Origin of the sequence: Segniliparus sp., assembly GCF_051660745.1 — a bacterium.
GTDB lineage: Bacteria > Actinomycetota > Actinomycetes > Mycobacteriales > Mycobacteriaceae > Segniliparus.
In genome coordinates this window covers 1-10,821 of record NZ_JBOFQF010000039.1, presented here as the reverse complement: position 1 = coordinate 10,821, position 10,821 = coordinate 1, and the positions used below count along the sequence as shown (strand labels likewise).

General features: G+C 65.6%; 9 protein-coding genes and 1 pseudogene. 4 read left to right on the top strand and 6 right to left on the bottom strand.

Annotated elements, in window-relative coordinates; translation table 11 throughout:
- Positions 1-788: 788 nt before the first annotated feature.
- The 3 genes from ACRC20_RS14020 to ACRC20_RS14010 form a co-directional block, all read right to left on the bottom strand.
- Positions 789-1,970: a Fic family protein gene (locus ACRC20_RS14020; protein WP_438687004.1), complete on the bottom strand. Its 1,182-nt coding sequence runs from the start codon at positions 1,968-1,970 to the stop codon at positions 789-791.
- Positions 1,971-2,179: 209 nt separating this feature from the next.
- The gene (locus tag ACRC20_RS14015) at positions 2,180-2,788 is read right to left on the bottom strand and encodes a hypothetical protein (protein ID WP_438687003.1); all 609 of its coding nucleotides are present in this window, start codon (positions 2,786-2,788) and stop codon (positions 2,180-2,182) included.
- Between the two features lie 657 nt (positions 2,789-3,445).
- Positions 3,446-4,087 carry a TetR/AcrR family transcriptional regulator gene (locus ACRC20_RS14010; RefSeq protein ID WP_438687002.1) on the bottom strand — a complete coding sequence of 214 codons (642 nt, stop codon included), beginning with the start codon at positions 4,085-4,087 and terminating at the stop codon, positions 3,446-3,448.
- Between the two features lie 262 nt (positions 4,088-4,349).
- Here ACRC20_RS14010 and ACRC20_RS14005 point away from each other — a divergent pair, with 262 nt between their 5' ends.
- The 4 genes from ACRC20_RS14005 (at position 4,350) to ACRC20_RS13990 (ending at position 9,134) form a co-directional block, all read left to right on the top strand.
- A complete protein-coding gene (locus ACRC20_RS14005) occupies positions 4,350-5,030 on the top strand; it encodes a hypothetical protein (protein ID WP_438687001.1) in 681 nt (226 codons plus the stop codon).
- A gap of 34 nt (positions 5,031-5,064) precedes the next feature.
- Entirely contained in the window at positions 5,065-5,610 is a 546-nt protein-coding gene (locus ACRC20_RS14000) for a nitroreductase family deazaflavin-dependent oxidoreductase (protein WP_438687000.1), read from the top strand.
- Positions 5,611-5,771: 161 nt separating this feature from the next.
- A complete protein-coding gene (locus ACRC20_RS13995) occupies positions 5,772-7,220 on the top strand; it encodes a carotenoid oxygenase family protein (protein ID WP_438686999.1) in 1,449 nt (482 codons plus the stop codon).
- 141 nt (positions 7,221-7,361) lie between these two features.
- Entirely contained in the window at positions 7,362-9,134 is a 1,773-nt protein-coding gene (locus ACRC20_RS13990) for a phytoene desaturase family protein (protein WP_438686998.1), read from the top strand.
- Between the two features lie 100 nt (positions 9,135-9,234).
- On the opposite strand, the gene ACRC20_RS13985 is transcribed toward ACRC20_RS13990, so the two are convergent.
- From ACRC20_RS13985 to ACRC20_RS13975, 3 genes and pseudogenes are all read right to left on the bottom strand, one after another.
- The gene (locus ACRC20_RS13985; RefSeq protein ID WP_438686997.1) at positions 9,235-9,957 is read right to left on the bottom strand and encodes an alpha/beta fold hydrolase; all 723 of its coding nucleotides are present in this window, start codon (positions 9,955-9,957) and stop codon (positions 9,235-9,237) included.
- A 59-nt stretch (positions 9,958-10,016) separates the two neighbouring features.
- Positions 10,017-10,283: pseudogene (locus ACRC20_RS13980) on the bottom strand (ATP-binding protein); the annotation flags it as partial.
- Between the two features lie 50 nt (positions 10,284-10,333).
- Complete coding sequence (locus ACRC20_RS13975) at positions 10,334-10,765, bottom strand: VOC family protein (RefSeq protein WP_438686996.1); 432 nt, start codon at positions 10,763-10,765, stop codon at positions 10,334-10,336.
- Between the last annotated feature and the right edge of the window lie 56 nt (positions 10,766-10,821).

Sequence of the window (10,821 nt, the reverse complement as noted above, 5' to 3'; positions counted from 1 at the left end):
GCCATCGGCGTGGAGAAACAAACCGTCCACCTGTGGGAGCAAGCACGCATGGCTCCGGGCCTCGGCATGGTCCTGCGCACCGCTGTCGCCCTCGACATGAACATCAGCGACCTCGTGCGAGTCCTCGACCACAAGCTGGGCGGCGTAATTTAGCGTGCACCGGAACAGCACGCGCCAGCTTCGGCCTCCACCTTCGTTATCAGGAGATTCGAGGACACCTTGCTGGAACACTCCGGCATGTGGTCGCCTTTGGCGGCATCCTCCCCGATGGGGTCGTCGGGGCCGAAAAGCGGCACCGGGCACCAAGACGGCCGCAGTGGCTTCTCTATAAACACCCGGAGCAAATAGCCGAATGGTTCGGCAAGCGCATCAACCGAGCCCTTTTCGCCCTCGGTTGATTATGCTCGGGCGAATCGTCCCTGAAATTCGCAGACCTAATCAGGAGATCGTCGCAGCCCCGCTCCGGGCATGTCGGGCTCCTTGGTTCGAGCGACTGGGCGTCGGCATCCAATCTCGGGGAATGGGACGCAGCAGCTCACGTAGCGCTGGTCAGGCACTGGCGCGCAAGCGTTCACGAACGCCTCGGACGCGAGACGCGGCCTCGCGAACGAGCGCAGCAACCATACGGCGATTGTTGCCGCCCCCTCCCAGGCAGGGACACCAGTGCGGGCGGCCAGCTGTAACCCGGCCTCGCGGCGCGCGCAGACACTTTCCGCCCAAGGCACCCCGGAGACGCGCCCACGGGAACCGTCGGGGTCGTCATCTCGAACGCTCTCTAGCCGCTGTCTCTAATTCCTGCTTAGCACCCGCATCACTGGGTCGCAGACGAACATTCTGGTGATGCCTGGGGTCTGTTTGGCCAGCTCTCGCAGAGCGCCTAGCTCGACGAGCGTCTCTATCGCTCTCTTCGCTGGCGGGTACGTCACGTTGTGCAGCGCGGCTGCCTCGGGGATCGTGATGAACGGGTAGCCCAAAAGGTCGTCCGCCAGAGCCGTGACCATGCCTCGGACCTTGGCGTCGGCGAGCTTCTGCCTCAGCTCGGCCTGGAACGTCAGCAGCTCCTCGATCCGTTGGACCCCGTCCTCCGCCTGGTGGTGGACCGCTTCGCTGAAGAACCTGACCCATGAGTCGAAGTCACCGACCGTGCTGACACGGAGCAGCAGGTCTTTGTAGTCCTCCTTCCTGGGCTCCAGCCAGGGGGAGAGATTGAGCACCGGGTACGTCAAGACCCCTGCGGTGACGAGCTGCAAAGTGACGATCAGACGCCCCAGCCGACCGTTGCCGTCAGAAAAGGGGTGCAGGGTCTCGAACTGGTAGTGCGCCATCGCGATCTTCACCAGCAGCGGGTAGTCGTCCTCAGTGTGCACCCATTTCTCCCACGCGGAAACCCCTTCGACGAGGCGGTCGCCGCAGGGCGGGGGAACGAATCTGGACTTCTCGATGCCGCTCGACCGCTCGCCGATGTAGACGTTGGTCTCCCGCAGCCGGCCCTTGTCCCACCCATCGCCCCGCGTGCGCCGAACGAGCTCCGCCTGGAGAGGCGCTATCACATTGAGGCAGATGGGTTTCTCTCTGACGAGGTGGAGCGCCATCTCCGCCGCGCGGACGTAGTTCATCACCTCTCTGACCTCCGCCCTCGCGCTCGCCTCGTCGATGTAGTCGGCCTCGAGCACTTCCTCCAAGGTCGCGTATGTGCCCTCCAAGGCCGAAGTGCTCTGAGCCTCCCTCCGCAGCGCCGGGCGGACGAGGAGGCTGGGATTGGGGAGCCGTTTCACCGCGAAGTCGAGCCGCCCCACCGACATGCTGGCGTTGTTCACCATTTGCTGGGTCTTCATGCTCAGCGAGACCGCTTCCGGGAGGGGGTTAGGCACGTAGGCGAAGTGGCGGTAGTCGCAGTCCAAGTAGGCGTCGTACCCTGATATGGGCACGAGCTGCCCTGTCGGGGATCCTTCGAACTCTTCGATCTTCATGCGCCATCCTCTCCGTCGGCTGCCGCCGATCTTCACACAGCGCGCACAACCACAGAATCGACTATAGCTTTCCTGGCAAAACTATAACCAGGTTGCGTGTGGTTATAGTTTTGCCAAACACGGTCGACACTATCAAGCGCCAAGCACGGTCTACGCCGCAGAAAACGGGCCAGCTCGAATACTCTGTCGCGCCCGGCCGTTGGCCTCCCTCAAGGGCCGGGGTTCGGAGGGCCTTCTTCGAGGGGGCGCTGCGGCGCTCGCCATAACCGCCGCGCCGCCGCGATCGACTCGGTCCGCAGCCTGTGGGCGGCTTGCAGCAGAGGGCTCGGCTGAAGGCGGTCCTCTCCCGGTTGGGGCCAGTTTCCGGTCTCCCGGTAGACCTTGTGCTGCCCCTCGATCGAGGCTCGGCGCCGAGAATGCACGTCGAGCGCGAACGTGGCGGCCACCAGGGCCGCCGACACCGAGATATAGCAACTGAGCCGCAGCCCGTCCCCCCAGGTCAGCTCCGCGGGCAGGACGAGCCGTCCAACGAGGAACGTCCCCATGCCGACGAGGACGACCGCCCACAGGCACGCGAGGACCGCGACGGCGAGATCCCCGTTGAGCCGCTCCAAGCGGCGCTCGCGGACCATCTCGGCCAAGCGCTCCCGCAAGAGCGCGGCCGGATGCCGCTCCGGAGCGGCGAGGGCCGCCTCCCAGCTGTCCAAAAGCGAATGGAACTTTTCCTCGAAAGAGGTGCGGCTCGCCCGCCGGGCCCAGACTGCGAGCAGCGCGACGACCGTCGCGACAGCGGCCCCGAAGAAAAACTCGACGAGCATCACTACGGGGTCCTCCCGTCTCCCGCGACCGGCGAAATTCCCCTGTCGACCAGATGGGCGCCCAGAACGATCCCGACGCACGGGGGAAGGAGCAGCGCCGCGCGCCACAGAAGGGCTCGTGCGCCGCCAGATGACCGAATGTCCTGCATACCACAACCGCCTATGACACAAATCGTCTTGCCCGCACCGCCGAAGCGGCGCTCCGCCTCGACCAACACGACGCTGTGTCTCGTGATCAGCATGCTAGCCAGCGCTCTCGCCGCCAGCAACCCGAGAACTGGCGTGGATCCAGAAGCGCCCGTCCCGGAAGGGACCGCACCCCCTGTGGGCGCGGCCATCGGCCGTCTTCTACGACGGACAGGCGCAAAATTGACGCGGCGATCAACACAGAAGTTCAGAGAAGTGCGGCTTGTCACTCACCCTTCCCGCGCGCTGGCTCCGCCCTCCTGGAGGCCGAAGCCAAACGCCGCCGCGGAGCGGGAGGGTACACCGGGGCATTTGCGGCGCCCCGGCAGAGGCCGCAGGCGAGCCGCCTGCGACCGAGCGTGGGCGGTAGCAGTTGCAGCGGATGCCCCAGGGCCCGGAGGCCGCTAGGCGTTGGGCGGCGAGCGGCCGCGGACGGAAGAGCACGGCGCGCGACGACGGCGACGGATGCCGTCAGCGCTCGCCGGCCGGAGGGGTCAGGCTTCGCAGGAGCAGGGTTTGCGCCGTTGCGAGCATCAGCTCCGCGTCCTTGATGCTGAGCCTTGGCAGCAGGGGATGGATAGTCCCGGCCATCACCCCGTTCCACGCGCTGATGAGGAAGAGCGCCATGAGGCGGCTGTCGACCGGCAGGATTTCGCCACGGGCGATCGCTTGGTCGATCGCGCTGGAGAACTGCGTGACGATGGCGTCGAGTCGTCTGGCGATTTGCTCACGGATCGCCGCGCTCTCCGGAGCTGTGGTGTTCGGCGATATGAAGCGGACGAGGAACGGGCTATCGCGCAGCATCCGATAGTAGGCCTGTCCAGCCGCGACGGTCTGCGCGGTCGGCGACACCGAGGATTGGAACGCCTCGGCCAGGTCGTGGCCCGCCCGCTCCAGAAGCCGGTCGGCGACGGCCAGGTAGAGCTCGTCTTTGTTCGCGTAGTGGCTGTACACCGATCCGACCGAGACGTCCGCGCGCTCGGCCACAGTCTCGATCCGGGTGCCGCTATAGCCTTCGCTCGCGAACGAGGCCTCTGCCGCGTCGAGGATCCTCGCCTGGTTCCGAGCCCGTCGACGCTGAACGCGCGACGACGGCCCGTTCGTCTGCGTCACCAAGAAATCGTACCCGAGCCCTGCTCGTGCGGATCCGACAACGCCCTGGGCGCGACGCGGTTCGCATGGCGGAGCAGGGCAACTGCGAAAAATAGAGATGCGTTCATTTTTGAACCTATTGACATATTCGCTATATACGACATAGTATAAAACTTGTGAAAGAGCGGCAGGCAGCATCGGTCGCCGAACGATCGGATGGCGCGTGTTGACACGTTGTGATGCAATCGCCAGCCCGGGCCTGGGCGGGATGATTCCGACGGCCTTGGGCGGCCTCGGCATCGCCGACCGCATTGAACCCCTCGAAATCGATCCGAATGGGTTCGACACAATCGCCAGCCCGGACATCGCGCTTCTAACACCGCTAACACCGTGCGGCTGGGACGCGTACCGCGCCACGCTCGTCGAGGCGTTCCCGCGCGAGAGCCGCGCAGGCGACAGGTACGTGCAGTTGACGCGCGCCGGGGACCGTTCTTCGCTGGACGACCATGGGCAGTTCAGGACTTTGTCGCGAGCGGGCCAGGCCGCGCCGCTCTTCTACGCGCCCCTCGCGGCCGTGCTCTTCGGCTGCTGGTTCTCCGCGCGCGCAATCCTCGCGTTGCCAGCACAGCGCGGGGCCTACGCCGAGGCGCCGGTCGTGGTCTCGGACGCCGGAGTCAAACGAACGCACGCGGAATTGGTCGGCGCGGAACACCTCTCGGCATACACGCGGGCGCGCACGAGCTGTTTCAAGACGGGGTCGCCATTCCCCAACACACACTTCGGGGTGAATGCCGACCTGCGAGAAACCCTGAACCACGAACTACTACGTCACCCCGAGCGAGGAGCGCGCCGCGCCCCTGAGCCGCCCCCTGTTCGAGGAGGTCGCCAACGGGGCTGGCGGGGAAAGCGCGACCGGCAAGAACGAGGGCGACGATTCGCGACCGAGGCAGATCGCATGGCCTGACGACACAGGCAATCAATTGAGGAGAACACAGAACATGACTAGTCCTGCGACAACGACGCTTCCTCGGGTCGATCCGAACGACCCCATCGGACCGCTCAAACAAATCACCCTCGCGCTCCTGCGCACCAAGCCCGGGCGCTGGTTCGGCATCAACATCGCCTCTCGGGCCGACCCCTACCTGCTCAAGTACACCAAAGGCAAGGTGGCTCTGGGCGTCCGCCTTCCCTCGGCGCTGCTCACCACGGTCGGTGCGACCAGCAGCGAGCCGCGCACCAGCACGGTCCTGTACTTCAACGACGGCGAGTCCGTCATCCTCGTGGCTTCGAACTTCGGCCAAGCGAAACATCCTGCATGGTATTTCAACCTGAGAAGAAACCCGCAGGTCACACTATTGGCCGGGTCGGTCAGCCAAGAATTCGCGGCGCAACAGATCACAGCCGAGGACGAGATATCCCGTGTGTGGGCCCTCGCGTTCAAAGTGTACCCGCTGTTTCGCAACTACATCGAATACGCCGCCGCGCATGACAGGGTCATCGCATTGATCCGGCTTACCCCGAGCGGCAAAGGATCGGCCGAGTGACGCGACCTCTTGATAGCAGAGCCGTCCTCCGACCGGAGATTTTCGGGACGGAGAACGGAACAGCCCAGATCGCGCCGAACCGGGTACTCGGCTCGACGCTTTGAACAACCGGGCAACTGTCGCCTGGACCCATCCATTGTTTGACACGGAAAGACGAGGCTATGAGCAATCCATTTCTCGAAGGGAACCTCGGTCCGATCGCGCACGAGCACACCACGTCCAATCTGAAGGTGACTGGAACGGTACCCGACTATCTGGAGGGCCGGTATCTGCGCAACGGGTCCAATCCGATCGGCGAGATCGACCCGGACACGTACCACTGGTTCATGGGGGCTGGAATGGTCCACGGCGTTCGGCTCGCCGACGGCGGCGCAAGCTGGTACCGCAACCGCTGGGTCCGCTCGCGCACAGTGTCGAAAAAGCTCGGCGAGAGGCCCAAGCCGACATCGTGGCGCGCGGGCTTCGACAAACCCACGGCCAACACCAACGTGATCGGGCACGCCGGGAAGACGCTCGCGCTCATAGAAGGGGGCCCGGCCGCCTTCGAACTGACCTACGAACTGGAGACCGTCGGGACCTGCGACTTCGACGGGACCTTGTCCGGCGGCTACGCCGCGCACCCCAAGCGCGACCCCGAGAGCGGCGAGCTGCACGCGGTGAACTACTCGTTCGCCCGAGGGGGCCAAATCCAATACTCGGTCATCGGTGTCGACGGCAGGGCCCGCAGGGTGGTGGACATCGATGTGACGGGCAGCCCTATGATGCACGACTTCTCGCTCACCGAGAAACACGTCGTCTTCTACGACCTGCCCGTCACGTTCGACGCCGCGCAAGCCGTCGCCAGCGTCGCCTGGATCCCCGGGCCGCTCAGACATCCGGCTCGCGTGCTGCTCGGAGCCCTCATCGGTCGGGTGAGTGTGCCCGGCCCGATGAGCGCTGCCGCCGCACGGGTCCGACCTGACAACTCTGTTATGCCGTACCGCTGGAACCCGAACTACCCCGCACGGGTCGGGGTGATGCCCCGTGAAGGAGGGAACGCCGACATCAGGTGGTTCGAAGTCGAGCCCTGCTACGTGTTCCATCCCTTGAACGCCTACGACGTCGAAGAGGGCGTCGTGCTCGACGTGGTGCGCCACCCGCGCATGTTCGCCACAGAGTTCCACGGCTCCGGAGAAGGGCCGTCGACGCTCGACCGCTGGACCGTCGACTTCAGCAGCGGCAAAGTGCGGGAAGAGCGCCTCGACGACCGCGGCCAGGAATTCCCGCGCGTCGACGAGCGCCTGGTTGGCCGCGAGCACCGCTACGGCTGGTCGGTCGCGGCGAGCACCGGTGCCCGCTCCGACGGAGTGCTGCTCAAACACGACCTGCGCAAGGGCACGACCGAATGCCTCGACTTCGGCGCAGGCAACGACGTCGGCGAGTTCGTGTTCCACCCGCGCACCTCGGACTCTGCGGAGGACGACGGCGTCGCCATGGGTTACGTCTACGACAAGGCCACGGGCCGAAGCGACCTCGTCATCCTCGACGCGGGCACGCTCGAACAGGTCGCGCGAGTACATCTGCCCACTCGTGTGCCCGCAGGTTTCCACGGCAACTGGGTCGCGGACTAGCGCGGACTCGTAGGCAAGAGACGGCAAACCACCTCGCCCCGCAACAAGACACCACCAGCGACCGGCACAGCCAAACCGCAAGGAGCGCTTGCGGACGACAACCCAGCGCCTCTTCGGCTTCACCACTCACAAGGAGTTCTCATGACCACCACCGCCACCACCGATAGAGCCCCCCAGTTCGATGCGATCGTGATCGGCTCCGGGCTCGGCGGCGCCACGGCTGCCGCGTATCTCGCCGCCGCTGGCCAGCGAGTCCTCCTCCTGGAGCGGTACTCGGTGCTGGGCGGCAGCTCGCACGTCTTCCGCCGCCAGGGCAAATGGGAGTTCGACTGCGGCGTCCACTTCATCGGAGACTGCGGCCCGGAAGGAAAGGTCCCGACGCTGCTGCACGGTTTGGGGCTGGACGACCGAATCGAGTGGCTGCCGATGGACGCCGACGGGTTCGACACGATCATAGGACCCGGTCTGGAGCTGCGGACCCCGTTTGGCTGGGACAGTTACCAGGCCAACCTCCTCGCCACGTTCCCCGGCGAGGCACGTGGACTGCGGCGGTATGTTTCCGTGCTGCGCAAATTGGGCGAAGCCTACGACCGAAGCCTCTCGCCCAGTTCGAAAACCGAGTTCGCCAGAGCGTTGGCGCGCTCGGGAACGGCGGCTCCGTTCGCGATGGCGCCCTACATCTCGCTGCTGCTCGCCTGTGGTTTGAAGCCCCGAACCATCCTCGCGCTGTCGGTCCAGAGCGGCGCGCTGGCGACGACACCGACACGGATCGCGACGATAGCGCATGCGATGTACCTCCAGAATTATGCGGCCGGAGGGTCTTACTACCCCAAGGGGGGCGGGCAGATGCTCGTGGCCGGGCTCGCCGAGGTCATCCGCAGCCATGGCGGACAGATCCGCACCAACACCGGCGTCGAGCGGATCCTCGTCGAGTCAGGCAGAGCTACCGGAGTCCGGCTCGACGGCGGACAGCGCGTCTTCGCCCCGGTCGTGATCTCCGGAGCCGACACTATCCGCACTTTCACCGACCTCGTCGGACTCGAGCACCTGCCTCTGGCCTACCGGCAGAGGGTGAAGAGCTGGAAGATGTCGTTCCCGATGATCAACGGCTACTTCGGTGTCGAGCTCGACGTGAGCGCCACGCCGAATAGCAACTACTTCGCGATCCCGACCTGGGAAGACACTACCTCGTTGCTCTCCTTGCTGCGTTTAGAGCGCCAGGTCGCCCGCGCCAAAGGGCAGCCGGACAGGGTCTCCTGGGCACGAGAGTTCGCTCGCCGACAGCCGATGTTCGTTCAGTCTTCGACCCGGCGGGACTTGTCGAACCGGCGCTCCGCACCAGCCGGGCACGCCGCGATCCAAGTCCAGACCATCGCCCCCTACGACCCCGGCCTGTGGGGGTTCGACGGATACGACGTCCGCAGCGGGGAGTACCGCAAGGACAAGACCTATCTCGAGGTCAAGAAGATCGTGGTCGACGGGATGCTCCAGCGGATGGAACAAGCCTATCCGGGATCGTCGTCGAACGTGCGGTGGTGCGAGCTGGCGACGCCCGCGACACAAGAACGATTCGTCGGCAACAGCGGCGCGGCACCCTTCGGCTTGGAGTGCCTGCCCCGTCAGATCGGGCTGCTCCGACCGGGCGTGCGCACGCCCGTCCGAGGCCTGTTCCTCGTGGGCACGAACACGGCGTTCGGACCGGGCACCGAGGGCGCAATGATCAGCGGCCAGCACGCGGCCGGAGCGGTCCTCGGCCGCGACCTCGCCTCCGAGGTGCAAGCGGGCGCCGTCATCGCCGACCCGTCCCGACTCGCGTCTTGGGCGGCGGATTTCGACCCTCTCGACGAATGCCGCGGCCGAGCCCGCTCAGGACAGGCTCCAGCCGCAGCGCCCGAGCCGGTCAGCGTTCTCTAGCACGCCTATTCCCCGCGAGGAGCAACCAACGACAGAGTCCGCAAGGCTCAGCGCGAGGACTCGCGCTTTTCGGTCGATCTGCTCTCGATGGGCCAGCGGACTAATCGCGTTGGGCGATCGCCTGGACGAGCAGCTCGCCCAGATCTCCGGGCCTGGTGAACTGGGGCCAATGCCCCGTAGGCAGGTCGACCAGCTCGTAATCCTCCGCTGCGGCGAGTTCGGCCACGTAGCCGTGCAACGGATGCTCAGGGCTCCTGATCGCCTCCCGGAGGGTCTCGGCGCGAATCTCGCAGCAGATCACCGTCGCGGGGACCGCAAGGCGCCGCTCGTCGCGCAACCGCATCCGATCCGAGGCCACCGCAGCGGGCTCGGGGATCGCGACGCGACGGAAGCGGGCGCGTATCTCGTCGGTCAGATCGATCAGATCAGCCTCCTCGAACATGTCCCACTCCGGGAGCGGAATCTCCCCGCCGGTCGCGGGCAGTTCCGTGTTGATCTGCCCGCCCTCGCCGAGCGGACCCGAGTCCACATAAATCATCCTGGCCACCCGGTCCGGACGGGTGTCGACTGCGCCGTAGCCGATGGGGCCGCCTCCGCTGTGGCCGACAAGGACAGGTCGGCTCTCCTCGGGCAACGCGTCAATCGCCCGCACAACCGCGCCAACATGGTCCCGCAAACCGATCCCCGAGCGATCCTCCCGCGCGGAAGCCAATCCAGGCAGGGTCAACGGGTGAAGCCGGTGGCCGACGGCGAGCAACGACGGCACGACCTCTGCCCAGCTCTGCGCCGCCAACCAGAACCCAGGGATCAAAATGACGTCCACACTCACACAGGCTAGCCCACTGGCTATGCCCACGGATTTGGGAGTCGCTTCCACGAAGCTCAAGATGTCCGTTCAGCTTTCGCCCTGCTTTGTGTGAGGCGGTAGGAGCCGATGCCGGTCTCGATGATGTCGCCGCCGAAGGTGAGCCGATCCACGATGGCCGCGCAGATACGAGAGGCGGTGAAGGTCTTCGTCCAGCCGCCGAACGACTCGTTGGAGGCGATGGCCACGGACGCTTTCTCCTCGCGCTCGGTGAGGACTTGGAACAGGAGTTCCGCGCCCTTGCGGTCGAGCTCCATGTATCCGAGCTCGTCGATGCAGAGCAGTCGCCAACACAGGCGGGTGATCTTCGGGGTGTCGAGTCCTTGAAGGCTGGTCAGTCGCTGAAACGGACGGTCCCGTCGGCGTCGACGCGCCAGCCTGGGTTATGGGCGATCTCCCATATCGCCCCATTGGGGTCTTGGACGTGAGCGTGGAAGACCCCGCCGAACTGTCCCGGCTGCGGGGGCTTGAGGACAGTGCCCCCAGCCGCCGCCATCGCGTCCACAAGGGCGACGACATCGTCCTGGCTCCGCACGTTGTGGGCCAAGGTGATCCCGGAGACCCGCGAGTGATCGCCGGGCAGGTCGAGGTCGGCGTTGAACTTCTCGGCCAGGAAGAACCCCAAAATCTGCCCCGGCGCGCTCTGATAGAAGATGATCTCCCCCTCGACGTCCAGGAGCGGCTGCCATCCCAGAGCCCCATAGAAACGACGAGTGGCGTGCAGATCAAGGGCGGCGATGGTCACGAAATGCAACTGCTGCTTCATAGCAGCGAACCTATAGGCGAACACCTTTCAGGTGAGTTTGGGGGTCGCCGCGCGGC

Coding starts and splice junctions, on each gene's coding strand:
- ACRC20_RS14020 (WP_438687004.1), bottom strand. CDS start 1,970: ATGAAGATCGAAGAGTTCGAAGGATCCCCGACAGGGCAGCTCGTGCCC.
- ACRC20_RS14015 (WP_438687003.1), bottom strand. CDS start 2,788: ATGCTCGTCGAGTTTTTCTTCGGGGCCGCTGTCGCGACGGTCGTCGCG.
- ACRC20_RS14000 (WP_438687000.1), top strand. CDS start 5,065: ATGACTAGTCCTGCGACAACGACGCTTCCTCGGGTCGATCCGAACGAC.
- ACRC20_RS13995 (WP_438686999.1), top strand. CDS start 5,772: ATGAGCAATCCATTTCTCGAAGGGAACCTCGGTCCGATCGCGCACGAG.
- ACRC20_RS13990 (WP_438686998.1), top strand. CDS start 7,362: ATGACCACCACCGCCACCACCGATAGAGCCCCCCAGTTCGATGCGATC.
- ACRC20_RS13975 (WP_438686996.1), bottom strand. CDS start 10,765: ATGAAGCAGCAGTTGCATTTCGTGACCATCGCCGCCCTTGATCTGCAC.